The sequence below is a fragment of the Aeromicrobium sp. CTD01-1L150 genome, from assembly GCF_041951745.1.
Taxonomy (GTDB): Bacteria; Actinomycetota; Actinomycetes; order Propionibacteriales; family Nocardioidaceae; genus Aeromicrobium.
The window spans coordinates 2,037,973-2,062,608 of record NZ_CP169555.1; the positions used below are offsets into that span (position 1 = coordinate 2,037,973).

Annotated in this window: 18 protein-coding genes; 7 read left to right on the forward strand and 11 right to left on the reverse strand. The window is 69.3% G+C overall.

From position 1 onward, the window contains the following. Positions 1–12 precede the first annotated feature (12 nt). The gene (gene uvrC / locus ACEVFP_RS10160) at positions 13–1,974 is read right to left on the reverse strand and encodes an excinuclease ABC subunit UvrC (RefSeq protein ID WP_374999343.1); all 1,962 of its coding nucleotides are present in this window, start codon (positions 1,972–1,974) and stop codon (positions 13–15) included. 298 nt (positions 1,975–2,272) lie between these two features. On the opposite strand from uvrC, the gene ACEVFP_RS10165 reads away from it, so the two are divergent. Then, entirely contained in the window at positions 2,273–3,259 is a 987-nt protein-coding gene (locus ACEVFP_RS10165) for a hypothetical protein (protein ID WP_374999344.1), read from the forward strand. A 116-nt stretch (positions 3,260–3,375) separates the two neighbouring features. Here ACEVFP_RS10165 and uvrA read toward each other — a convergent pair whose 3' ends face one another. Next, complete coding sequence (gene uvrA, locus ACEVFP_RS10170) at positions 3,376–6,300, reverse strand: excinuclease ABC subunit UvrA (protein ID WP_374999345.1); 2,925 nt, start codon at positions 6,298–6,300, stop codon at positions 3,376–3,378. 115 nt (positions 6,301–6,415) lie between these two features. On the opposite strand from uvrA, the gene ACEVFP_RS10175 reads away from it, so the two are divergent. Continuing rightward, entirely contained in the window at positions 6,416–7,105 is a 690-nt protein-coding gene (locus ACEVFP_RS10175; protein ID WP_374999346.1) for an MBL fold metallo-hydrolase, read from the forward strand. A 33-nt stretch (positions 7,106–7,138) separates the two neighbouring features. On the opposite strand, the gene ACEVFP_RS10180 is transcribed toward ACEVFP_RS10175, so the two are convergent. From ACEVFP_RS10180 to uvrB, 4 genes are all read right to left on the reverse strand, one after another. Continuing rightward, positions 7,139–8,422: a cytochrome P450 gene (locus ACEVFP_RS10180; RefSeq protein ID WP_374999347.1), complete on the reverse strand. Its 1,284-nt coding sequence runs from the start codon at positions 8,420–8,422 to the stop codon at positions 7,139–7,141. Between the two features lie 231 nt (positions 8,423–8,653). Further along, positions 8,654–9,673: a TerC family protein gene (locus ACEVFP_RS10185; protein WP_374999348.1), complete on the reverse strand. Its 1,020-nt coding sequence runs from the start codon at positions 9,671–9,673 to the stop codon at positions 8,654–8,656. A 246-nt stretch (positions 9,674–9,919) separates the two neighbouring features. Then, positions 9,920–10,714 carry an aldose 1-epimerase gene (locus ACEVFP_RS10190; RefSeq protein ID WP_374999349.1) on the reverse strand — a complete coding sequence of 265 codons (795 nt, stop codon included), beginning with the start codon at positions 10,712–10,714 and terminating at the stop codon, positions 9,920–9,922. Next, positions 10,711–12,795 (reverse strand): excinuclease ABC subunit UvrB, encoded by a 2,085-nt coding sequence (uvrB, locus tag ACEVFP_RS10195; RefSeq protein ID WP_374999350.1) that lies wholly within the window; start codon positions 12,793–12,795, stop codon positions 10,711–10,713. The genes ACEVFP_RS10190 and uvrB overlap by 4 nt, the downstream gene beginning before the upstream one ends. An 85-nt stretch (positions 12,796–12,880) precedes the next feature. On the opposite strand from uvrB, the gene ACEVFP_RS10200 reads away from it, so the two are divergent. Next, complete coding sequence (locus ACEVFP_RS10200; RefSeq protein ID WP_374999351.1) at positions 12,881–13,540, forward strand: TetR/AcrR family transcriptional regulator; 660 nt, start codon at positions 12,881–12,883, stop codon at positions 13,538–13,540. A gap of 39 nt (positions 13,541–13,579) precedes the next feature. Here the strand turns inward: ACEVFP_RS10200 and ACEVFP_RS10205 are convergent, their stop codons facing one another. Continuing rightward, positions 13,580–14,980, reverse strand: coding sequence for an acetyl-CoA C-acetyltransferase (locus ACEVFP_RS10205; protein ID WP_374999352.1), 1,401 nt, complete (start codon positions 14,978–14,980; stop codon positions 13,580–13,582). 227 nt (positions 14,981–15,207) lie between these two features. Here ACEVFP_RS10205 and ACEVFP_RS10210 point away from each other — a divergent pair, with 227 nt between their 5' ends. Together ACEVFP_RS10210 and ACEVFP_RS10215 are read left to right on the forward strand one after the other, a co-directional pair. Then, positions 15,208–16,554: a 3-oxoacyl-ACP reductase gene (locus ACEVFP_RS10210; RefSeq protein ID WP_374999353.1), complete on the forward strand. Its 1,347-nt coding sequence runs from the start codon at positions 15,208–15,210 to the stop codon at positions 16,552–16,554. Then, entirely contained in the window at positions 16,551–17,534 is a 984-nt protein-coding gene (locus tag ACEVFP_RS10215; protein WP_374999354.1) for a MaoC family dehydratase, read from the forward strand. Before ACEVFP_RS10210 ends, ACEVFP_RS10215 begins: the two co-directional genes overlap by 4 nt. A 27-nt stretch (positions 17,535–17,561) precedes the next feature. On the opposite strand, the gene ACEVFP_RS10220 is transcribed toward ACEVFP_RS10215, so the two are convergent. The 4 genes from ACEVFP_RS10220 to ACEVFP_RS10235 form a co-directional block, all read right to left on the reverse strand. After that, complete coding sequence (locus tag ACEVFP_RS10220) at positions 17,562–18,449, reverse strand: acyl-CoA thioesterase (protein WP_374999355.1); 888 nt, start codon at positions 18,447–18,449, stop codon at positions 17,562–17,564. Between the two features lie 145 nt (positions 18,450–18,594). Further along, entirely contained in the window at positions 18,595–19,479 is an 885-nt protein-coding gene (locus ACEVFP_RS10225; RefSeq protein WP_374999356.1) for a PAC2 family protein, read from the reverse strand. 14 nt (positions 19,480–19,493) lie between these two features. Then, on the reverse strand, positions 19,494–21,401 hold the full coding sequence (gene dxs, locus ACEVFP_RS10230) for a 1-deoxy-D-xylulose-5-phosphate synthase (protein WP_374999357.1): 1,908 nt from the start codon (positions 21,399–21,401) through the stop codon (positions 19,494–19,496). A gap of 110 nt (positions 21,402–21,511) precedes the next feature. Further along, on the reverse strand, positions 21,512–22,015 hold the full coding sequence (locus tag ACEVFP_RS10235) for a flavin reductase family protein (protein WP_374999358.1): 504 nt from the start codon (positions 22,013–22,015) through the stop codon (positions 21,512–21,514). A gap of 66 nt (positions 22,016–22,081) precedes the next feature. Here ACEVFP_RS10235 and xylB point away from each other — a divergent pair, with 66 nt between their 5' ends. Both xylB and xylA read left to right on the forward strand, forming a co-directional pair. After that, positions 22,082–23,461 (forward strand): xylulokinase, encoded by a 1,380-nt coding sequence (gene xylB / locus ACEVFP_RS10240; protein ID WP_374999359.1) that lies wholly within the window; start codon positions 22,082–22,084, stop codon positions 23,459–23,461. A gap of 14 nt (positions 23,462–23,475) precedes the next feature. Further along, a complete protein-coding gene (xylA, locus tag ACEVFP_RS10245; protein WP_374999360.1) occupies positions 23,476–24,636 on the forward strand; it encodes a xylose isomerase in 1,161 nt (386 codons plus the stop codon).

A 24,636-nucleotide genomic window follows, 5' to 3' on the forward strand; every position in this document is an offset into this window, starting at 1 on the left:
CCTGGCGCTCGCTCATGTGTCCTCCACGATTTCTCCGGTGGCCGTGTCGACCGCCGGGCCGGTCGGTTCAGCGGCGAGCGCCGCCACGATCGATTCTGCCGTAGCCGCCCCGATGCCCTCCACCTGCGCGACCTCCTCGGCCGTGGCTGCCCGGATCTTCTTGACCGATCCGAAGTGCTTCATGAGGGCCTTGCGCCGGGCCGGGCCCAGCCCCGGGACATCGTCCAGGGCGCTGCCCGTCATGGCCTTGGCGCGGCGCTGACGGTGGTGGGCGATGGCGAAGCGGTGCGCCTCGTCGCGGACGCGCTGCAGGAGGTAGAGGCCCTCGCTCGTGCGCGGCAGGATGACCGGGTCCTCCTCGCCAGGCACCCACACCTCCTCCAGACGCTTGGCCAGCCCGCACAGGGCGACGTCGGTGATGCCGAGCCGCTCCATGGCCGCCTTGGCCGCCGCGACCTGGGGCGGACCGCCGTCGACCACCACGAGGTTCGGCGAGTAGGCGAACTTGCGTGGACGCCCGGTCTCGGGGTCGATGCCTGGTTCGACGCCCCCGTGGGGGCCCTCCTGGCCCTGCTCGGCCTGTGCCTTCAGGAGCCGACGGAACCGCCGCGTGATGACCTCGTCCATGGCCGCGACGTCGCTCTGGCCCTCATGGCGGATGGTGAAGCGTCGGTACTCCCCCTTGCGCGGCAGGCCGTCCTCGAAGACCACCATGGAGGCGACGATCTCCGTTCCCTGCAGGTTGGAGACGTCGTAGCACTCGATGCGCAGCGGGACCTCGGGCAGCTCGAGCATCTCGTGCAGCTCCTCCAGTGCCTGGCTGCGTGCCGTGAGGTCCCCCGCCCGCTTGAGCTTGTGCCGTGCCATGGACTGCTGGGCATTGTGCTCGACCGTCTCCATGAGGCGCTTTTTGTCTCCACGCCGCGGCACGCGAATGGTGACCGGGCCTCCGCGCAGCTCCGAGAGCAGCTCGGTGACGACGTCGACGTCGGACGGCAGCTCCGGCACGAGGATCTGCCGGGGCACCGCCGAGGCCGCCGACTCCTCGTACAGCGTCACGATCGCCCGCTGCACCAGCTCGGCGAACGGCGCCTCGTCGGCCTTGTCGGCCACCCAGCCACGCTGACCGCGGATGCGCCCGGCTCGCACCGAGAAGATCTGCACCGCCACCTCGAGGGGATCGTCGACGAAGCCGAGGACGTCGGCGTCGGTGCCGTCGCCGAGGACGACAGTCTGCTTCTCCAGGACGCGTTCCAGGGCGGCGAGGTCGTCGCGGTACTTGGCGGCGAGCTCGTACTCCTGGTCGGCTGCCGCCTCCTTCATCTGCTGCTCGATGCCACGGGTGAAGCCGGAGGTGTTGCCGGCCATGAAGGACATGAAGTCATCGACGATCTCGCGGTGCTCCTGCGGAGTCACCCGGCCCACGCAGGGGGCCGCGCACTTGCCGATGTCACCCAGCAGGCACGGGCGTCCGATGGCAGCAGCCCGCCGGTAGACGCCTGGCGAGCAGGAGCGCATCGGGAAGACCCGCAGGAGGGTGTCGACGGTGTCGCGAATGGCCCAGGCGTGTCCGTAGGGACCGAAGTAGCGCACCCCCTTGCGCTGCTTGCCGCGCATGACCTGGACCCGCGGGACCTCCTCACCCACCGTGACGGCGAGCCACGGATAGCTCTTGTCGTCGCGGTACTTGACGTTGAACCGCGGATCGAACTCCTTGATCCAGGTGTACTCCAGCTGCAGTGCCTCGACCTCGGTGTCGACGACCGTCCAGTCGACCGACGCGGCGCTGGTGACCATGCGGGCGGTGCGCTCGTGCAGACCGGCGACGTCCTGGAAGTACGAGCTCAGCCGGGCGCGCAGCGACTTGGCCTTGCCGACGTAGATGACCCGACCGCGCTCGTCGCGGAAGCGGTACACGCCGGGCCGGGTCGGAATCTCCCCGGGCCGAGGTCTGTAGGTCGCTGGATCCGCCACGGCACCACCCTACGAGCGCGAGCCGACACACTTCGCGCGCACACCCAATCCCCCTGATTCCCATGAGTTCCTGGGAATCAGGTGACTTCTCCCGGTTCTCTGCTGCTCACCGGCGTTGGCAAGCCGGGGTGGGCAGCAGAGAACCGGGGTGAGCTGAGGGCACGTCGGGCGGTCCGCATGCTCGCATGAGAGACGCCGACCCGCCACGCCGTCCACAAGCATCGAGTGAGGTGTCCTGCATCCACAGGACGACGGCCGGGGCATTCCAGGGCAGCTCGTCCTCCGCGACGCTGATCGCATGGACGACCACCTCCGCAGCCTCGCCACACACAACGGTGGATACCTCCACCGAGCCGACATCCTGCAGAACGCCGGGTCGGACGAGATGATCCGCCACGCCATGGCTCGCGGTGAGCTGCGGCGGATCCGCGTGGGCACCTATGCCTTCGCCAACACGTGGGATCCGCTGCAGGCCCAGGAGCGACACGTCGTCCTCGCCCGCTCCGTCATCGACAAGTTTCCCGCAGGCTCCGTTGCGCTGTCACACCACAGCGCGGCCGCCGTGCACGGCATCGAGCTCTACGACGTGGACCTCTCGGCAGTCCACCTCGTGCGGCTCGACGGCGGTTCGGGACGCCGGGAGTCCAACGTCGTGCACCACGACGCCCGCCCGCTGCCCGCGGACCTCATGGTGGTCGACGAACGACTCGTGGTGTGTCCGTCCCGTGCGGTCTGGGAGGTCGCCTGCATGAGCAGCGCGCGAGGAGCCCTCGTCGTGATGGACTCTGCCCTGCACCAGGGCCTGATCCTCCCGGAACACCTGGCTGACCAGTCCGGCCGATACCGGGCTTGGCCGGGTGCGAGGTCGGCCCGCCTGTGGGTGCGGCTCGCCGACGGGGGCGCGGAGAATCCCGGCGAGACGCTCTTCAGGTTCACCTGCTTCGAGGCGAAGCTGCCCCGCCCGGACACCCAGGTACCGGTCACGGACGCTGAGGGCGACGTCATCGCCTTCACCGACCTCGGGTGGGAGCTCTACCGTCACTGCGGAGAGTTCGACGGCCTGCGCAAGTACTGGCGAGACCTGCGTCCCGGGGAGGACGCCAGCGACGTCGTGGTTCGGGAGAAGGTGCGTGAGGACCGCATCCGCTCACTGGACCTCGGCATGACCAGGAGCACCTGGGCCGAGGTCCAGCCCGATCGTTCGGAACACACCGGTGCACGACTGGCTCACGACCTCGAACGTTCGCACCGGTTGTACGGCCGCGGTCGGCGGCACATCGCCTGACTCCGAGGATGGCGCTGTCACTCACCCCGGTCTTCTGTTGCTCACCGGCCTTTGCAAGCCGGGGTGAGCAACAGAAAACCAGGAGTCGCCACCTGATTCCCATGAACTCATGGGAATCAGGAGGACTGTCTCTCCAGCAGAGGGGCGAGAAAGTGGCCGGTGTGGCTGGCGGTGTTGGCGGCGACGTCCTCGGGGGTGCCCTGGGCGATGAGTTGTCCGCCGCCGCTGCCGCCCTCCGGGCCCAGGTCGAGGATCCAGTCAGCCGTCTTGATGACGTCGAGGTTGTGCTCGATGACGATCACCGTGTTGCCAGCGTCGACCAGGCGCCCGAGGACGCCGAGCAGCTTGCGGATGTCCTCGAAGTGCAGACCAGTGGTCGGCTCGTCCAGGACGTAGAGCGCTCGGCCCGACGTCCGCTTCTGCAGCTCGGCGGACAGCTTGACCCGCTGCGCCTCACCGCCGGAGAGCGTCGTGGCAGGCTGGCCGAGTCGCACGTAGCCGAGCCCCACCTCGACCAGGGTGCGCAGGTGACGTGCGATCACCGGGATGGCCTCGAAGAACTCGACGGCCTCCTCGATCGCCATGTCGAGGACCTCGGCGATCGTCTTGCCCTTGTAGTGCACCTCGAGGGTCTCGCGGTTGTACCGCGCACCGTGACAGACCTCGCAGGGGACGTAGACGTCCGGGAGGAAGTTCATCTCGATCTTGATCGTGCCGTCGCCCGAGCACGCCTCGCAGCGGCCGCCCTTGACGTTGAAGGAGAACCGGCCCGGCTGGTACCCGCGCATCTTGGCCTCGGGCGTCTGGGCGAACAGCTTGCGGACGTGGTCGAAGACACCGGTGTAGGTGGCCGGGTTGGAGCGCGGCGTCCGTCCGATGGGTGACTGGTCGACGTGGATGACCTTGTCGACGCCGTCCACGCCGGTGATGGTCCGGTGCCGGCCCGGGATGCTGCGCGCACCGTGCAGCTGACGCGCCAGGGACGTGTAGAGGATGTCGTTGACGAGCGTCGACTTGCCCGAGCCGGAGACCCCGGTGACGGCCACGAGCTGACCGAGCGGGAAGGTGACGTCCACGTCCTGCAGGTTGTTGGCCCGTGCCCCCAGCACGGTGACCTCGCGCTCGGGGTCACGCGGCCGACGCACCTCGGGCACGGGGATCGCCTCGCGGCCCGAGAGGTAACGCCCGGTGAGCGAGTCCGGTGAGCTCAGCAGCTCATCGACCGGCCCGGAGACGAGTACCTGCCCTCCGTGCTCGCCGGCACCGGGGCCGATGTCTACGGCCCAGTCGCTGGCCCGGATGGTGTCCTCGTCGTGCTCGACGACGATGAGGGTGTTGCCGAGATCTCGCAGCCGCTCCAGCGTCTCGATCAGCCGGTGGTTGTCACGCTGGTGCAGGCCGATGGACGGCTCGTCCAGCACGTACAGGACCCCGACCAGCCCGGCGCCGATCTGGGTGGCCAGACGGATACGTTGCGCCTCACCGCCGGACAGCGATCCCGCGGCACGATCGAGGCTGAGGTAGTCCAGGCCGACGTCGAGCAGGAACCGCAGGCGCTCGTGGATCTCCTTGAGCACCTGCTCGCCGATCTGCCGCTCACGGTCGCTCATCTGCAGGTCGGACAGGTACTCCGCGGCCTCGGCGATCGTCAGGTTGGAGACCTCGGCGATGTTCTTCGGCCCCATGGTGGGGTTCTCGATCAGGACGGCACGGATCACCGGCTTGAGGCGGGTACCGTCGCACTCGCCGCACGGGACCTCTCGCATGAAGCTCTCGAGCCGCTCACGGTTGGTCTCGGACTCGGTCTCGGCGTGCCGACGCTCCACGAACGCCACCGCTCCCTCGAAGGCCGTGTAGTACGAACGCTGGCGGCCATAACGGTTCTTGTACCGCACGTGCACCTTGTCCGGGTGCCCGTGCATCAGGATCTTCTGGACCTCATCGGGCAGCTCGCCGTACGGCGTGTCGGTGGTGAAGTCCAGCTCCTCGGCGAGGGACTGCGTGATCCGCAGGAAGTACTCCGAGACCTGGTTGTAGCTCCATGGGGAGATCGCGCCCTCCTGGAGTGACTTGCCGGGATCGGGCACGACCAGCTCCGGGTCGACCTCCATGCGGGTGCCGAGACCATGGCACTCGGGACAGGCGCCGAACGGGGCGTTGAAGGAGAACGAGCGGGGCTCGAGCTCATCGACGGCCAACGGGTGGTCGTTGGGGCAGGCGAGCTTCTCGGAGAACCGCCGCACCCGGTGCTCGTCATCGTCGGCCGCGTCGACGAAGTCGGCCAGCACGAGGCCGTCGGCCAGGGCAAGCGCGGTCTCGACCGACTCGGTGAGCCGCTGCTGCATCGACTCCTTGACCTGAAGCCGGTCCACCACGACGTCGATCGTGTGCTTCCTCTGCTTGGCCAGCTTGGGCGGCTCGTCGGCGAGGTTGTGCACCTCTCCGTCGACCACGGTACGGCTGAATCCCTGCTGCTGGAGCTGGCGGAACAGCTCGGTGTACTCGCCCTTGCGACCACGGATCACCGGCGCGAGCACCTGGAAGCGGCTGCCCTCGGGCATCGCGAGGATGCGGTCGACGATCTGCTGCGGCGTCTGCCGGGTGATGGGCTCGCCGCACTCGGGGCAGTGCGCACGTCCGGCGCGGGCGTAGAGCAGACGCAGGTAGTCGTGCACCTCGGTGATGGTGCCGACGGTGGATCGAGGGTTGCGGGACGTGGACTTCTGGTCGATGGAGACCGCGGGTGAGAGTCCTTCGATGAAGTCGACGTCGGGCTTGTCCATCTGGCCCAGGAACTGGCGAGCATAGGCCGAGAGCGACTCGACGTAGCGCCGCTGACCCTCGGCGAAGATCGTGTCGAACGCCAAGGAGGACTTGCCGGAGCCGGACAGTCCGGTGAAGACGATGAGGGAATCGCGCGGGAGGTCCAGCGAGATGTCCTTGAGGTTGTGCTCACGGGCACCGCGCACGACGAGGGTGTCGGTGCTCCCCCGGCCGGAGGGACGCGTGCTGCCGGAGCGACGGGAGGCGCGCTTGGTCACTGAGCTCCTGTTGATGGCGATTCTTGGCTGGGACGTCGGGCCCTTCGAGCGTAGCGCTCCCCTCCGACACAAATGCGCTGAGCGGGCGTGAGACTGCTCGCCCTACGGTGGTGACATGACGTACACGGGAGAAGTGGAGGTCGGCGGGCCCGCCGACGTCCGGGAGGCCGGCGACCTGCGGATCACCAAGGTGGCCGTCGGTCCGATGAGCAACAACGCCTACCTGCTGCGGTGCACGCTCACCGGCGAGCAGGTGCTGATCGATGCGGCGAACGAGGCGGACACGCTGCTGGAGCTGATCGGCACCGGCGGGGGTTCCGGGCCGTGGGCGGAGAACGGCACCGAGGGCCTGGCGCGGGTCGTCACCACCCATCGGCACGGCGACCACTGGCAGGCCCTGGAGGAGGTCGTGCTCGCCACCGGCGCACAGACCGTGGCCGGGGAGCATGACGCCGATGAGCTGCCCGTGGCGGTGGATGTCCGGCTGGAGGACGGCGCCCGCGTGCGCGTCGGTTCCTGCGAGCTGGAGGTCATCCACCTCGTGGGTCACACCCCCGGCTCGATCGCCCTGGCGTACGACGACCCGGACGGCATCGTGCACCTGTTCACGGGCGACTCGCTGTTCCCCGGAGGCGTGGGCAAGACCTGGTCCGAGCAAGACTTCGACAGCCTCATCGACGACGTGGAGAACAAGCTCTTCGGACGTTTCGACGACGACACGCACGTCTATCCGGGGCACGGCAGCGACACGACGCTCGGCGCTGAACGGCCCCACCTGGGCGAGTGGCGCGAGCGGCGTTGGTGAAGGTCTCGCCGAACGGCTCGAGTCGGTGCTGAGTCAGGAGAAGCGGACGGGCAGCTGGTCGATGCCGTGGACGAATGACAGCTGACGGAAGCTGAGGTCCTCGGCCGGCACGGCGAGCGCCAGGTCCGGCAGCCGGCGAAACAGCGCCGGGAACACCGCACGCAGCTCCATGCGGGCCAGCTCGGCCCCGATGCAGCGGTGGATGCCGTGCCCGAAGGCCAGGTGCGCGCTGCTCGGCACGCGGAACGGGTCGAACTCCTCGGCGCGGTCCCCCGCGGACGCCGGGTCCCGGTTGGCTCCGCTCAGGGACGGGATCAGGACGTCGCCCTTGCGGATCGGCTGACCGCCGACCTCCATGTCCTGCTTGGCGAACCGCGGGAACGCCACCTGCACCACCGAGAGGTACCTCAGCAGCTCCTCCACGACGCGGTCGACGTCCTCGCGCTCTCCGCACCGCAGCAGGTCGACGTGCTTCTCATCACGCAGCAGCACGAGGGTCCCCATGGCGATCATGCCGGCGGTCGTCTCGTACCCCCCGGTGAAGACGCCGTCGGCCAGTCCTGCGAGGTCGACGTCGCTGATCGCGTCACCCTCGTCACGGATGATCTGTCCGATGAGTCCCGGGCCGGGCTCGCGACGTTGCCGTGCCACGGCGTCGAAGAGAAACTCGCGCTGCGCGGAGACAGCCCCGAAGGCAGCAGCTGCGCCGTTGGTGGCGTCGAAGCGCTCGCTGCCCAGGCGGGCGAAGGCCTCCCGGTCCTCGTAGGCCAGCCCGAGCAGCTCACAGATGGTGCGGAACGGCACCGGGAAGGCGAGGTGGGCAGCGAGGTCTGCCGGTGAGCCCGCGTCGACCAGGTCGTCGATCGACTCGTGCACGATCCGCTCGATCATCGGCTCCAGACGGGCCAGCCGACGCATCGTGAACTCCGGCGTGATGATCTTGCGGAGCCTGGTGTGCAGGGGCGGGTCGGTGAATCCGAGGCCGCCGATGTCGTCGGACGTCGCCGGTCCGTCGCCATGGAAGAGGTGGCGGATGTCGTTGGAGTAGCTCGAGCGGTCCGTGAGCACGGTGCGCGCATCGGCGTGGCCGGGGACGAGCCACACGTCGAAGTCGAACGGCAGCGGCAGCCGGTGCAGGCCGCCCGCCTCGCGCAGCCGTCCCAGTCCCGAGTCGGGATCGGTGCCCTCCCGCAGCAGCGGCATGGTCGCCCCCTCGGGGACAAAGGAAAGCCTGGACAGGTCGATCCCCTGACGACGGATGCGTCGGACGGCGAGTCGGCCCAGAACAGTGCGCACGCGGGGGCGGATGTCCAGCACACCCCGAGACTAACGGAACCAGTTGCATCGCACGCCCAACCGGGACAAGTGTTGCCAGGCTGACGACTGCGAGCCGGGTCGAGCTGGTCACCCGGCGGCCGGAGCGCGGCAGCGGCACTGTCCGTGGACGTGACCGCTCGTGCACTTCGTCGTCAGGTCCACGGGACGTGCCCGTCGGCCCACCCGGACGGTGTCTGCGGTCCTCGAGTCAGGCGACTTCCGTGCGCTCTCCTAGCCGCGGGCGTCCCCGGCGGAGGTGTCCTTGTCCGCCGGCCGGGCGTCGACCTTCTCGGGGTGCTTGTTGGAGTACCAGAGACTGGCGATGGCGGTGACTCCCAGGATGATGACGATGGCACCGAGGCTCAGCAGCGTCGGGATCTCCGGCACCGGGACGTGCTCGCCGCCGTTGATGAACGGCAGCTCGTTCTCGTGCAGCGCGTGCAGCAGCAGCTTGATGCCGATGAACGACAGCAACACCCCGAGACCCTGGGACAGGAACACCAGACGCTTGAGCAGGTCGCCGAGCAGGAAGTACAGCTGACGCAGACCCATCAGGGCGAACACGTTGGCGGTGAAGACCAGGTACGGCTCCTTGGTGAGCCCGTAGATGGCGGGGATCGAGTCGAGCGCGAAGATCAGGTCGGTCGTGCCGAGGGCGATAATGACCAGGAACATCGGCGTGATCAGCCGACGTCCGTTCTCCTTCACGACCAGCTTCAGCCCGTCCCAACGGTCGGTCATCGGCAGCCGCCTGCGAGCGACTCGGACGACTGCGTTCTCCGCCTCGCCCTCGTCGTCGGAGCTCCTCAGCTGCTTGAAGCCGATGTAGAGCAGGAAGGCAGCGAAGATGTAGAAGACCCACGAGAAGTTGTTGATCGCCACGGCGCCGAGCGCGATGAAGATCGCACGGAAGACCAGCGCGATGATGATGCCCACCATCAGGGCCTCCTGCTGGAACTTCCTGGGCACACCGAAGCTGGCCATGATCAGGATGAAGATGAAGAGGTTGTCGATCGACAGGCTGTACTCGGTCAACCAGCCGGCGAAGAACTCCACTCCGTACTGCGAGCCGTGGTAGGAGAAGGTCCAGATGCCGAAAGCGATGGCCAGTCCGACGTAGAAGGACAGGTACGCCGCGCACTCCTTGGCGCTCGGCTCGTGCGGTTTGCGGGCGACGATCATGACATCGAAGATGATGATGGTGATCGTGACGCCGACGGTGATGGCCCACTCGGTGGTGGAGACGTTCACTCGGTTTCCTCCGGTCCAGGGATGATCCGAGGTCTCTTCCGTCGCCGTGGCGACCCACAGCACCGGACGGTCGCGGATGACCGACGTGGTGACGACACTGCGGTGTGGGAATACTCCCCTCCGACGCGCTATTGTTGCAGGACCGACCACGCCGTACGCCAGACGGTCCCGCGCATGGCGTGGTGGCGGGTGCCCTGCACCGTCCCGGGCGCACCGTCCGGGACCTGCGCCGCCCGCGGGTTGGTGCTACACGCGCAGATCCTCCACGACCATCGTGAGCCGAACCTCGGTGGCGTCCAGGCACGACTCCCAGCGTGGATGGTCGAAGGCGTCCGGCGGTGCGGTCTGCGGCTCGACGCACAGTGCGTGCTCGGGCTCGGTGAACACGACCCACCAGTCGGCGTCGGAGTACAGGGTGAGCCCGGTCACACCGGGCCAGATGATCCGTGGCGGGGTCGCGAGCGTGAAGCAGTCGTCCCACGGACCAGGCTGCGGCGCCATGATCCGGCCCGTGGGCAGGCCGTCGTCACCGCGCTGCACCTGGTCGAGGGGGTGGAGCTCCAGGCAGGCCACCACCCCACCGACGACACGACGGAACCAGGGGTGCAGGCCGAGCGAGGCTCCCGGGCCGCCACCGTCCCAGCGCAGCCGGATGTGCAGGCGGTCCTCGGTGAGCGCGTAGGCCAGCCGCGCCTCTCCTCGAACCGGCCAGGGCTCGGCCAGCTCGGTGCGAAGCTCCCACGGGCCGATCTGCTCCCAGACGACGTCGCGACCCAGGCCGTGCAACGCATGACCGTCCGGCGCCACGGGGAGCTGCCACTGCCGTCCGTGCCGGCGCAGCGATCCGTCGCGGATGCGTCCGGCCCACGGGACCATCGGGTAGCAGCCGTGGGCCACGGAGTCCTCGACGCCGGGGATGCTCTGCATGGACAGCAGCTCGTGACCGTACGCCACGAACGAGACCAGGCGTCCCCCGCGCTCGGGGTCGATCTCGATCGAAAGCGGCCCCCGTTCTGCACGCAGAGACGCGGCCTGCGTCACACACCCGCCTCGAGCATGCCGCGCAGCTCCTTCTTGAGCTCACCGATCTCGTCGCGCAGCCGGGCGGCAACCTCGAACTGCAGCTCTGCCGCGGCGGTGTGCATCTGCTCGCTCAGCTGCTCGATGAGCGCTGCGAGATCGCCCGAGGGCATGTCGGCGAGGTCGGCCGTGTGTTGACCGAGCGGCACCGGTGCGCCCTTGCGCTGGTGGTCGCCCGTGGCTGCCAGGAGCGTGGAGGTGTCGGCGTCCTCGCGAGCCAGCATGTCCGTGATGTCGCCGATCCTCTTGCGCAACGGCTGCGGGTCGAGGCCTCGCTCGGTGTTGTAGGCGACCTGCTTCTCGCGGCGCCGGTTGGTCTCCTCGATCGCCGTCTCCATGGAGTCGGTGATCGTGTCGGCGTACATGATGACCTGCCCGGAGACGTTCCGTGCCGCGCGGCCGATGGTCTGGATGAGCGAGCGTCCCGAACGCAGGAACCCCTCCTTGTCTGCATCGAGGATCGCCACCAGGCTCACCTCGGGAAGGTCCAGGCCCTCGCGCAGCAGGTTGATGCCCACCAGGACGTCGTACTCGCCCATGCGCAGCTCGCGCAGGAGCTCCACCCGCCTCAGGGTGTCGACCTCGCTGTGCAGGTAGCGGGTGCGGATGCCGGACTCCAGGAGATAGTCGGTCAGGTCCTCGGACATCTTCTTGGTGAGGGTGGTGACCAGGACCCGTTCGCCCCGCTGCGTCCGCTCGCGGATCTGTGCGATGAGGTCGTCGATCTGACCCTTGGTGGGCTTGACCAGTACCTCCGGGTCGACGAGGCCGGTCGGCCGGATGATCTGCTCCACGACCTCGCCACCGGTCTTGTCCATCTCGTAGGAGCCGGGCGTCGCCGAGAGGTAGACGCTCTGGCCGATCCGGTCGAGGAACTCGCCCCACATGAGGGGGCGGTTGTCCATGGCGCTCGGCAGGCGGAACCCGTGCTCGACCAGGGTGCGTTTGCGGGACGCGTCGCCCTCGTACATCGCACCGATCTGCGGGACCGTCACGTGCGACTCATCGACCACCAGGACGAAGTCCTCCGGGAAGTAGTCCAGCAGGCAGTTGGGGGCGCTGCCCGGTGCACGGTCGTCCATGTGCCGTGAGTAGTTCTCGATCCCCGCGCACGTGCCAACCTGCTGCATCATCTCGAGGTCGTAGGTCGTGCGCATGCGCAGGCGTTGGGCCTCCAGCAGCTTGTTCTGCGACTCCAGCTCCTCCAGCCGCTCGGCGAGCTCGGCCTCGATGCTGGCGATGGCGCGGGTCATGATGTCCGGCCCGACGGCGTAGTGGGTAGCGGCGCCCACCGAGAGCTCGGTGTCCTCGCTGAGCACCTCGCCGGTGAGCGGGTGCAACGTCATGAGCCGCTCGATCTCGTCGCCGAAGAACTCCACCCGCACCGCCATCTCCTGGTAGACGGGGAAGACCTCCAGCGTGTCCCCCTTGACCCGGAAGGTGCCGCGGGTGGACGCGACGTCGTTGCGGACGTACTGCGCCTGCACCAGGGTGCGCAGCAGCTCCTCACGGGGGCGGTCCTCACCGACCCGGAAGGTGATCATCCGCTCGAGGTACTCCTGGGCCGAGCCCAGTCCGTAGATGCACGAGACCGTGCCGACGACGATGGTGTCGCGACGTGACAGCAGCGACCACGTGGCCGAGTGCCGCAGCCGCTCGACCTCGTCGTTGACCGAGGAGTCCTTCTCGATGTAGGTGTCGGTCTGCGGGACGTAGGCCTCGGGCTGGTAGTAGTCGTAGTAGGAGACGAAGTACTCCACCGCGTTGTGCGGGAGCAGCTCTCGCAGCTCGTTGGCGAACTGGGCCGCGAGCGTCTTGTTGGGGAGCAGCACGAGCATCGGCCGCTGGAGCCTCTCGGCCAGCCAGGCCGTGGTGGCGGTCTTGCCGGTACCCGTGGCGCCCATCAGCACGATGTCGTCCACACCGTCGTTGATGCGCCGCTCCAGCTCGGCGATCGCGGTGGGCTGGTCGCCCGCCGGCTCGTAGTCCGAGACGACCTGGAACGGCGCGACCTGCCGCTGGAGCTCTGAGCGTGGCCTCATGCCGACCAGCCTACGGCGGCGCACCGACAGGACCGTGGCGTGAGCCGCGTGCACCGACGACGGATGAGAGCACTAGGCTGACGGCATGTCCGCGACCGAACGTCGCGCCGCCCGGACGCGCGAGATCCTCGCCGCCACGCGTGCGCTCTTTGACGAGCGAGGGGTCCGCGACGCCCAGATCGAGGACATCGCCCGCGCCGTCGGCATCAACCGCGCCATCATCTATCGGCACTTCTCGGGCAAGGAGGAGCTCTTCGCGCTGACCCTCGTCGGCTACCTCGAGGAGCTCACCGCCGCGCTGTCGGCACACGACGATCCCGCGGCCGGTCCGGAGCAGCGCCTGGGCGCCATCACCGAGGAGTTCTTCGACTTCGGGGAGAAGTACCCGGCGTTCGTCGACTGCGCCCAGACCCTCCTGCGTCGCCGCGGCGAGGAGCTCATGCAGGAGGTCAGCAGCGACGCGATGGTGGCGCTCGGCAGCGCCATGAGCTCGACTCTGGACCAGCTCGTCCGCGTGCTGGAGGACGGCAAGGCGGCAGGGGTCTTCGCCGTCAGCGACCCGGTCCTGCTCGCCAACATCTTCTACGCCCAGGGGCTCGGCCTGCTCAACCTGCTGACGCTCCAGCTGGCCGTGCACGGCCACGAGTCGGGCATGCCGATGGTCGACTCGGTCTCACGTGATGAGGTGCGTCGCTACGCCCGGCTGGTCTCGACCGCCATGGCACGGGGCGACCAGGCCCCGTAGGGCCCGGCCGCCCCGGCTCGTGCGTCCGGCGGCCTGGGATCAGGCCTGCAGGATCGCGACGACGCCCTGACCGCCGGCGGCACAGATCGAGACCAGACCGCGGCCCGAGCCCTTCTCGTGCAGCAGCTTGGCGAGGTTGGCGATGATCCGCCCACCCGTGGCGGCGAACGGGTGCGCAGCGGCCAGCGAGGAGCCCTTGACGTTGAGCTTGCTGCGATCGATCGAGCCAAGCGGCACGTCCAGGCCGAGCCGCTCGGAGCAGAAGTCGGCGTCCTCCCACGCGGCGAGCGTGGACAGGACCTGGCCGGCAAAGGCCTCGTGGATCTCGTAGAAGTCGAAGTCCTGCAGCGTCAGGCCGTTGCGGGCGAGCATCCGCGGCACGGCGTAGGCCGGTGCGAGCAGCAGGCCCTCGGCGCCGCTGACGTAGTCGACGGCGGCCGTCTCGTAGTCCACGAGATAGGCCTGGACCTCCCAACCGCGCCTCTTGGCCTCCTCCTCGGAGGCCAGGAGCGCGACCGACGCGCCGTCGGACAGCGGCGTGGAGTTGCCGGCGGTCATCGTGGCCTCGTCGCCAAACTGCTTGCCGAAGACCGGCTTGAGCTTGGCGAGCTTCTCGACCGTGGAGTCCGGGCGCAGGTGGGTGTCCTTCTCGACGCCGTGGAACGCGGTGACGAGGTCGTCCTGCCAACCCTCCTCCCACGCGGCGGCGAGGTTCTGGTGGCTCGCGGCCGCGAGCTCGTCCTGGGCCTCGCGCGTGATGCCCCAGTGCTTGGTGGTGATGGCCTGGTGGTCGCCCATCGACAGGCCGGTGCGCGGCTCGGCGTTGCGAGGCTGGTCCGGTGCGAGCATCGCCGGGCGGATCTTGGAGAGAGCGGCGAGTCGTCCCTTGTTGTCCTTGGCGTTGTTGGCCTCGATGAGGATCTTGCGGAGCTTGTCACCGACGGCGAGCGGCGCATCGGACGTCGTGTCCGTGCCGCCGGCGATCCCGTACTCGATCTTGCCCAGCGCGATCTTGTTGGCCACCTGGAACGCGGCCTGCAGACCGGTGCCACAGGCCTGCTGGATGTCGGTGGCCGGCGTCTCGGGCGAGAGCTTGGAGCCCAGGACCGCCTCGCGCGAGAGGTTGAAGTCGCGGCTGTGCTTGAGGACCGCACCGGCGACGAACTCCCCGGCCCGCTCGCCCTCCAGGCCGAATCGGTCGACCAGGCCGTCGAGGGCGGCGGTCAGCATGTCCTGGTTGGAGACCCCGGTGTAGACGGTGTTGGAGCGCGCGAAGGGGATCCTGTTGCCGCCGACCACGGCGACACGGCGGATCGTCTGCTCGCTGTCCGACGCGGGCTCGGGTGCCGCCTTGCTGGCCGCGGCCTTCTTGGTGGTGCCGGCCTTCTTGGTGCCGGACTTCGTCGTGCCGGACTTCTTGGGGGGCGTGGTGTCCGCCATGGCGGTGCTCCTAAGCGTTCATGTGGCTCGTGCTGCTGGGCTTGGTGGCGCGAGAATCGTGCGCGACGATGGTCCCAGCCCATCATGCCGATCCGGTGGACGTCAGGTGACGAGACCTCGTGACGTACACCTCTCCCGGCGCAATGGACTCAATCTGTCACACCAAGTTACAGTTCGAGTAGAAATCCAGATACCAGTGGTATGCGAGAGATAGGACACATCCGGCGATGAGCGATCGTTACCAGGACCTGGCCCACAACCCGATCGGGAAGTTCGTGGTCAAGAACTTGGGCCTGCCCAACCCGCCCTACCTCGAGCGCTACGAGGGCGGCCCCCTCGTCAGGGGCAGCGTCCTCACCGGCAGCGCCACCGACGGCCCGGTCGCCAAGGCGATCACCGCCGCGCTGAAGGCTTCCAAGATCGAGGCCACCGGCGTTCGCGCCGACGGCAAGCGGTACAAGGGCCTGGTCTTCGACGCCTCTGGCATCACCGGGGCTGCCGGCCTGGTCGCCCTGCAGGAGTTCTTCACGCCGGTCCTGCGCCAGCTGCAGAGCTGCGGCCGGGTCGTCGTCGTGGGACTCGCCCCGGAGTCCCTGGAGGACGAGGACGCCGTCATCGCCCAGCGCGCGCTGGAGGGCTTCACCCGCTCCCTGGCCAAGGAGGTCGGCGCCGGCTCCAGCGTCAACCTCGTGTACGTCGTCAAGGGTGCGCAGAAGGCCCTGCAGTCCACGCTCGGCTTCCTCCTCTCCCCCAAGTCCGCCTATGTCTCCGGCCAGGTCGTGCGCATCGGTGCCACCGGCATCACCTCGGCACCGACCGCCAAGGACCTCACCAAGCCGCTGGCCGGCAAGGTCGCTCTCGTGACAGGTGCCTCACGAGGCCTGGGCGCCGCGGACATGCGTGCCCTGGCCCGCGACGGAGCCACCGTGATCGGACTGGACGTCCCGCCACTGGAGGCAGACCTGAAGGCGCTCGCCGAGGAGCTCGACGGCGGCTACATCGTCGGCGACATCACCGCCGAGGACGCTCCCCGGACCATCGCCGAGTACGTCAGGAAGAACCACGGCGGCGTGGACGTCGTGGTCCACAACGCCGGCATCACGCGCGACAAGCGGCTGCGCAACATGAAGGCCGAGAACTGGCAGCTCGTGGTCGACATCAGCGTCGGCGCGCCGCAGCGCATCACCGACGAGCTGCTCGACCAGGGCCTCATCAACACCGGCGGCACCGTGATCGGCATCGCCTCGATCGCAGGCATCGCCGGCAACAACGGCCAGACCAACTATGCCTCGGCCAAGGCCGGGGTCATCGGCTGGATCCAGTCGCTCGCGGCGCGCGTCGCCAAGGACGGCATCACGGCCAACGTCGTGGCCCCGGGCTTCATGGAGACCGAGATGGTCAAGACCATCCCGCTGGGGATCCGCGAGGCCGGACGCCGGATGAACTCCATGTCCCAGGGCGGTCATCCGATCGACGTCGCCGAGGCCATCGCGTGGTTCGCGGACCCGGGATCCGGCGCGGTGAGCGGCAACGTGCTCGGGGTCAACGGCCAGATGCTGCTGGGGGCCTCGTGACCACCAGGGAGTACGCCAAGGCGCCATCGACGCTGCCCCTGATGCTCAAGGCGGCACTGCCGGCCGTTCCCCTCGTGGGCTCCTTGCCGGGCGTCAAGCACTCCGCGCAGCAGGTCCCCGACCTCGCGCTGCAGCGCAGCGGCGTCGTCACCGATGCCACCCACCTGGAGCGCTACCGGGAGGTCTGCGAGTTCGGTCGTCTCGACGCCGTGCCCGCCACCTACCCGCACATGTCGGCGTTCGCGCTGCACATGGCGCTCATGACCGACACGTCCTTCCCGTTCGCGCCGATGGGCCTGGTCCACCTGCGCAACCGCATCACGCAGCACCGGCCGGTCACCGCTGCGGACGTCCTGGACGTCGAGGTGCGGTCTGCAGACCTCCGTCCGCACCCGAAGGGACGCCTCGTCGACGTCTTGACCACGGTCAGCACCGGCGGGGGTGCCGGGCCACGGGCGGCGAACAGCACCGGCGGGGATGCCGGGCCACGGGCGGCGAACAGCACCGGCGGGGGTGCCGGGCCACGGGCGGCGAAGAGCACCGGCGACGTCGTGTGGGAGGAGGTCACGACGCTGTTCTCGCGCGGCGCCGGCCGAGCAGAGGAGACCACGGCCGCCCCGCTCGCAGACGCCGAGGCTCCGCAGGGCGTCGTGCACTGGCGTCTGGGGGGCGATCTGGGACGCCGCTACGGCGCGGTCTCGGGCGATCGCAACCCGATCCATCTGCATCCGTTGACGGCCAAGGCCTTCGGGTTCCCGCGGAACATCGCCCACGGCATGTGGACCAAGGCACGCTGCCTGGCGGCGCTGCAGAACAAGCTGCCGGACGCCTACACCGTGGACGTGGAGTTCAAGAAGCCGATCCTGCTGCCCAGCACCGTGGTCTTCGGGCACGAGGTCGACGGCGACACGATCACCTTCGGCGTCAAGGCGCAGAACAAGAACGCCACCCACCTCGTCGGCCGCATCACGAAGGCCTGAGCGCCGGGGCGGTCCCGAGGGCCACCCTCACCCCTGGAGCTGCTCGCGGGCCTCGCCGAGGGGACGGATCAGGCCTTCCTGCGCCACGGTGGCCACCAGCGTCCCGTCCTCGGCGAAGACGCGGGCCGTGGCGAGGCCGCGGGCACCGGAGGCCGACGGCGAGGTCTGGTCGTACAGGAGCCACTGGTCGGCTCGAATCGGCCGGTGGAACCAGATGACGTGGTCCAGGGAGGCCGGTTGGACGTTCGGGGACCCGATCAGCTCTCCGTGGGGAAGCAGGCTCGCGCCCAGCAGGCTCAGGTCGCTGATGTAGGTGAAGGCCGCGTTGTGCAGGTCGCGGGACTCGGGCAGCTCGCCGTCGCCCCGGAACCACAGTCGCTGGACGACCGGGGTCAGGGCCCGTTGGGGGTCGTCCTCGACGCGGTTGTCACCGATGTAGCGCAGGTCGAAGGAGGCCCACTCACGCTTCCAGTGCTCCAGGGCGTCCGGGCCCCGCATCTGGATGATCTCGGTCAGAGGGGTCGCCTCCTGCGGCGACGGCACGTCCGGCTTGACGTCCTGGTGGTCCCAGCCGTCCTCCGCGACCTGGAAGGAGGCCGTCATGTAGAAGATGATCTCGCCGTGCTGACGCGCCGCGACCCGGCGCGTGGTGAACGAACGCCCGTCCCGCACGTTCTCGACGTCGTAGACGATCGGGATCGACGGATCGCCGCCCAGGATGAAGTACGCGTGCAGCGAGTGCACCCGCCGGTCGTCGGGCACCGTCTGCTGCGCTGCCATCAGAGCCTGCGCCGCGACCTGCCCGCCGAAGACACGTGTGAGGGAGGAGTCCGCCGGCTGGGAGCCCCGGAACAGACCGACCTCCAGCTCCTCGAGCTCCAGCAGGCCGATGACGTCGTTCAATGAGGCAGGCACGGCCATGATCCTAACGGCTGCTGCGGCCTCCGCCGTGCGCCGGAGGCCGGCGCGCAGGGAGGCGAGCATCACGCGTCATCTCGGGCTCACGCAGTGGTCCGTGGGGCCGCAGGGGCGGGGTGGGCACGGGCTGTGCCCGGTGTCCTCAGCCGTCGTCGTTCTTGCGCTGGCGGGCCAGGAACTGCTCGAACTGGTCGGCGAGCTCGTCGCCGCTGGGGATCGACGGGTCGTCGGCCAGCAGTGACTGTGCGGCACCCCGAGTGAAGGCGTCGTACTGCTCCTCCAGGCCGCTGAGGATGTCCTCCCCGTCCTGCTCGGCGATCTGCTCCTCGATCTGCGCCGCCGCCTCACTCTGCAGCGCACGCAGCTCCTCCAGGTCCAGGCTCAGGCCGAGCCGCTCGGTGACGGCATCCAGCAGGGCGATGGCAGCCTGCGGGTAGTCAACCTGGGCCAGGTAGTGCGGCACGTGCACGACGTAGCCCGCGGCGTCGAGGTCAGCCTCCGACAGGCGGTACTCCAGCAGCGACTGCGCCGACGACGGCACCCGCACCTCGGCCTGCCACAGGTTCTTGCGGTCCACCAGCTCCGGCTTGCTGGCGTGCGCGGTGATCATCGGCGGCCGTGTGTGCGGCACGCCCATGGGGACCGCGCCGATCCCGACCGTGAGGGAGACGTCAAAGTCCTCGATGACCTCCATCACCTCGGCGATGAAGCCCTCCCACCGGAAGTCCGGCTCCGGGCCGGACAGCAACAGGTACGGGGTGCCGGCCAGGTCGTGCTCCAGCACGACGTCGAGCGTCGGCTCGTCGTAGTCGATGTAGTGGTCCTCGCGGAAGGTGATGAACGGACGCCGGGCACGGTAGTCGTACAGCTCGTCGAGATTGAAGCTGCGGACAACCTCACCGCGTCCGGACCGGAGCTGGTCCGCCGCGATCCGGGGCGCTCCCCCGGCGGCGAGGAAGCCGTCCAGGGCATGGATGAGGACCGGACCCGAGGGATCCGCGGGGCTGTCACGTCGAGAAGACCACATGAGAGTTCAGCGCCTCAGGACCCGTGGGTATTCCGCGTCCAGGCGCCGAGCGTGTCACTGGCGATGGCCTCCGGGGTCAGGCCCAGGCGTTCCAGGATCACCGGACGCTTGGCGTGGTCCAGGAACTCCTGTGCCACACCGTGGACCCGTACCGGCACGAACGACTCGATGTCACGCAGCGCCTGCGTGAACGCCGCGCCCACCCCACCGGTGCGGCCGTTGTCCTCGATGGTCACGACGAGCCGGTGGCGCGCCGCCAGGTCCACCACGGCGGGGTCGAACGGCTTGACCCACCGTGGGTCGACGACGGTGACGCCCAACCCCGACGCCGTGAGCTTGGCCGCCGACTCCAGGCCGCAGCCGGCCATGGATCCGACGGCCATGATCATGACGTCCTCGCTCTCGCCCCTGGCCAGGACGTCGGCCGTGCCGATGGTGTCGACTGCCGCCATGTCGGAGGGGACGGCCCCCTTGGCGAAACGCACCACCGTGGGGGCGTCGTCGACCGCGACAGCCTCCCGCAGGAGCTCGCGCAGACGGGTGCCGTCACGTGGTGCGGCGAGTCGCAGCCGGGGCACCAGCTGCAGCATCGACATGTCCCACATGCCGTTGTGGCTGGCGCCGTCGTCGCCGGTCACCCCGGCCCGGTCGAGGACGAAGGTCACTCCACACTGGTGCAGGGCGACGTCCAGGAGCACCTGGTCGAAGGCGCGGTTGAGGAACGTCGCGTAGACCGCGACGACCGGGTGCAGACCTGCCATGGCCATGCCGGCAGCGCTGGTGACCGCGTGCTGCTCGGCGATGCCGACGTCGTGCACCCGCTCGGGAAACTTCTCGGCCAGGGCGTCCAGACCCACCGGGTACAGCATGGCTGCGGTGATGCCGACGACGTCGGGACGCTCATCGGCGATGCGCACCACCTCGTCACGGAAGACCGACGTCCAGCCCGCCGGTGCCGCCGACAGTGCGTCGCCGGTGGTGCGGTCGAACGGAACGGACTGGTGCATCTGGTCGTTCTCGTTCTCGACCGCGATGTCGTAGCCGTGCCCCTTGGTGGTGAGGGCGTGCACGAGCACCGGGCCGCCGAACCTCTTGGCGGCACTCAGCGCCTGCTCCATGGCCGCCAGGTCGTGCCCGTCGACCGGTCCGATGTACTTCAGGCCCAGGTCCTCGAACATTCCCTGCGGGGCCAGAGCGTCCTTCAGGCCCTTCTTGATGGCGTGCAGGGCGTCGTAGGCGGCCGGCCCCACGGCGCGCGTGCGGTTGAGACGGTCCCGGATGGCACTCAAGGCGGGCTCGTAGCGCGGGTTGGTCCGGATCTCGGTGAGCCGGTTGGCCAGTCCCCCGACGGTGGGCTGGTAGGAGCGACCGTTGTCGTTGACCACCACGACGAGACGACGGTCCTGGTCGGCAGCGATGTTGTTGATCGCCTCCCACGCCATACCCCCGGTGAGGGCGCCGTCCCCGATGACCGCCACGACGTGGTCGTCACGGCCGAGGGCCTGGTTGGCGCGCGCCATGCCGTCGGCATAGGACAGGCTGGTGGAGGCATGGGAGTTCTCGACCCAGTCGTGCTCGGACTCCGCCCGGCACGGATATCCGGAGAGGCCACCTTCCTGGCGCAGCGAGTCGAAGTCGGCCGCTCGGCCCGTGACCATCTTGTGCACGTAGGCCTGGTGGCCGGTGTCCCACACGATGCGGTCGCGCGGGGAGTCGAAGACGCGGTGGATGGCGAGGGTCAGCTCGACGACGCCCAGGTTGGGGCCGAGATGACCGGCGTGGGCAGCCACGGCGTCGATGGTGCGCTCGCGGATCTCGTGCGCGAGGACCTCGAGCTGCTCGGGCTCCAGCTCCTTGAGGTCAGCGGGTCCGGTGAGGGTCTGCAGAACCCCCGGGACGTCGCGTTCGGGTGATCCGGCCATTGCGCCAGTCTAGTGCCCTGCACCAGAAGTTCATGACCGCCTTTCGTCGGCAACGAACCTCCGCGCAGGACACTAGCTATCGACTCACACGTCGCTGGGTGACCCGCGCGTCAGGTCCGGTACCGGCCTCGGACGTGCGCGAGAGCCTCGACCGTGCCGACCTCGGCATGCTCCACGTCACCCTCGAGCAGCAGGGACCACCCGACCCGTCGTGGCTCCGCACGGTCCAGCGTCACACCGAGCCAGCCGGCAGCTCCGCGCAGCACCGGCCCCCAGGCGCCGTCCTCCCACTCCCCCAGCGTGAACGGTCCGCCCGGCGCCGGGGCCGTGCCGGCGAACGCATCGGCCAGGAACCCGTGGTCCGGACCCAGCAGGTTCACCACGACGCGATGCGGCGCTGCCTCCCACAGCGACGACTCCTCGTCGATGAGTGCCAGCGCGCGGGGTGGCTCACCGTCGGCCACGAGCAGCGAGGAGACGGTCAGGCCGGCCCGGTCGCGGCCGGTGCCCGTCGCCCAGACGGTCACCGGTGAGGACAGCCGGCCACGGAAACGGCGCAGCGGATCACGGTCGCCCTCGGCCGGCCAGAACGGGTGGTCGCTGTGGATCGTCACCCCCTGATCCTAGTTCCCCGACGGTGAGCCCTTGACTTAATTCGAGACTCGTATTAAATAGGTTGCATGGCTCTCGTGCTCGGCGTCGACTCTTCCACGCAGTCGACCAAGGCCGTGCTCGTGGACGCCGATGACGGCACGGTCGTCGAGAGCCGCTCAGCCAGGCACCCGGAGGGCACTGCCGTCGACCCCCGGGCCTGGCTGAGGGCGTTCGACGAGGCGGCCGCTCCCCTGCTCCCCCGCGCCGAAGCACTGTCCGTCGGCGGTCAGCAACACGGCATGGTGGCCCTCGACGTCGACGGTGACCCCGTGCACGACGCACTTCTCTGGAACGACACCCGCTCCGCCGACGCCGCCCACGCGCTCATCGAGGAGCTCGGCGGGCCGGCCGCGAGCGCCGAGGCCGTCGGCAGCGTGCTGGTCGCCTCCTTCACGGCCACCAAGCTGCGCTGGCTCCGCGACCACGCCCCGGGGTCCGCCGCACGCGTCCACCGCGTGCTGCTCCCCCACGACTACGTCTCCTGGCACGCGACCGGACGGACCGTCGAGCCGTTCACCGATCACGGCGACGCCTCCGGCACCGGCTACTACTCCACGTCCGCACGCACCTGGCTGCCCGACCTCGCTGCCAGCGCACTCGGGCACGAACCGCTGCTGCCGCACCTCGTGGAGCCCGGTGCCGTCGCCGCGACCACACCGGACGGCCTGCTGGTGGCGGCCGGCACCGGTGACAACATGGCCGCCGCCCTCGGCCTCGGCATGGGGCCCGGCGACCTGGCACTCTCCATCGGCACGTCAGGCGTCGCCTCCAGCATCGGGACCGTGGCCCCGCACGACCCGTCGGGGACTGTCACGGGCTTCGCCGACGCCACCGGCCACTTCCTGCCCATGGCGACGACACTCAATGCCGCACGCATCCTCGACCTGCAGTGCCGGCTCCTCGGCGTCGACCACGAGAGTCTGGGCCGTCTCGCCATGGAGTCCGTCCCCGGCGCACACGGCGTCACCGTCCTGCCCTACTACGGCGGCGAGCGGACGCCCAACCGGCCGGACGCGACGGGCACGTGGCACGGCCTCACACCTGGCACCACGCGCGCGGACCTGGCCCGCGCGGCCGTCGAGGCGCTGCTGTGCTCGTTGGCCGACGCCGCCGACGCCGTCGTCACACAGACCGGAAAGTCCCCGCTGCGAGTCCTGCTCACCGGCGGTGGGTCCCGCAACCCCGCAGTGCAGTCCCTCGCGCCCGGCATCCTCGGCCACAGCGTGAGCGTGCCCGCAGAGGGAGAGTACGTCGCCCTGGGCGCGGCCCGACAGGCAGCGTGGGCGCTGCGCGGGGCTCTCCCCGAGTGGCCCCTCACCATCGACCAGGTTCTCGACGGCCAGGCCGTCCCCTCCGTGCGTGAGGCCTACGCACAGCTCCGCGACCTCACCGAGGCGTGGTCCTGATGAAAGACGATGCCATGGCAATTCCCACCCCGGTCCCCGACGACAAGTTCTCCTTCGGGCTATGGACGGTCGCCTACCCCGGCCGTGACCCCTTCGGCGAGCCGACACGAGGGACGATGGACCCCGTCCACGCCCTGGAGAAGCTCGCCGAGCTCGGCGCCTACGGCGTCAACTTCCACGACGACGACCTCATCCCGTTCGGCTCCTCCGACAGCGAACGAACAGCGATCATCGAGCGGTGGAAGAAGGGCCTGGCGAGCACCGGGCTCGCCGTCACCACGGCCACCACCAACCTGTTCAGCCACCCCGTGTTCAAGGACGGCGGCTTCACCTCCAACGACCGCGACGTCCGACGCTTCGCCATCACCAAGGTCATGCGCAACCTCGACCTTGCCGCCGAGCTGGGGGCCACGACGTACGTCTGCTGGGGCGGCCGGGAAGGCGCAGAGTCCGGCGCCGCCAAGGACGTCCAGGCGGCACTGCAGCGCTACAAGGAGGCCTTCGACGTCCTGGGCGAGTACGTCGTCGACCAGGGCTACGACATCCGTTTCGCGATCGAGCCCAAGCCGAACGAGCCGCGCGGCGACATCCTGCTGCCCACGATCGGACACGCACTGGCGTTCATCGAGATGCTGGAGCGTCCGGAGTCCGTGGGCGTCAACCCCGAGATCGGGCACGAGGAGATGGCAGGGGTCAACGCCGCCCACGGCTACGCGCAGGCGATGTGGCAGGGCAAGCTGTTCCACATCGACCTCAACGGTCAGACCGGCCCCCGCTACGACCAGGACTTCCGCTTCGGCGCCGGCAACGCCCGTGGGGCGTTCTGGGTGGTCGACACCCTCCTGCAGGGCGGCTACGACGGGCCGATCCACTTCGACTTCAAGACACCACGCACCGAGGACGAGGACGGGGTCTGGGTGGCCGCGGCCGCGTGCATGACCAACTACCTCATCCTGCGCGAGAAGTCGCGGGCCTTCCGCGCCGACCCGGAGGTCCAGGAGGCGTTGGAGGCCGCCCGCCTGCCCGAGCTGGCCGTGCCGACGCTCGCCGACGGCGAGGGCTGGCGCGAGCTGCGTGCCGAGGCCGACCCGGACGTCGAGGCGCTCGGTGCGCGCGGCGCCGCCTTCGAGCAGCTCGACCAGCTCGCGCTCGAGCATCTGTACGGTGTGCGGTGA

Coding starts and splice junctions, on each gene's coding strand:
- ACEVFP_RS10165 (WP_374999344.1), top strand. CDS start 2,273: ATGGACGACCACCTCCGCAGCCTCGCCACACACAACGGTGGATACCTC.
- ACEVFP_RS10175 (WP_374999346.1), top strand. CDS start 6,416: ATGACGTACACGGGAGAAGTGGAGGTCGGCGGGCCCGCCGACGTCCGG.
- uvrB (WP_374999350.1), bottom strand. CDS start 12,795: ATGAGGCCACGCTCAGAGCTCCAGCGGCAGGTCGCGCCGTTCCAGGTC.
- ACEVFP_RS10200 (WP_374999351.1), top strand. CDS start 12,881: ATGTCCGCGACCGAACGTCGCGCCGCCCGGACGCGCGAGATCCTCGCC.
- ACEVFP_RS10205 (WP_374999352.1), bottom strand. CDS start 14,980: ATGGCGGACACCACGCCCCCCAAGAAGTCCGGCACGACGAAGTCCGGC.
- ACEVFP_RS10210 (WP_374999353.1), top strand. CDS start 15,208: ATGAGCGATCGTTACCAGGACCTGGCCCACAACCCGATCGGGAAGTTC.
- ACEVFP_RS10225 (WP_374999356.1), bottom strand. CDS start 19,479: ATGTGGTCTTCTCGACGTGACAGCCCCGCGGATCCCTCGGGTCCGGTC.
- dxs (WP_374999357.1), bottom strand. CDS start 21,401: ATGGCCGGATCACCCGAACGCGACGTCCCGGGGGTTCTGCAGACCCTC.
- xylB (WP_374999359.1), top strand. CDS start 22,082: ATGGCTCTCGTGCTCGGCGTCGACTCTTCCACGCAGTCGACCAAGGCC.
- xylA (WP_374999360.1), top strand. CDS start 23,476: ATGGCAATTCCCACCCCGGTCCCCGACGACAAGTTCTCCTTCGGGCTA.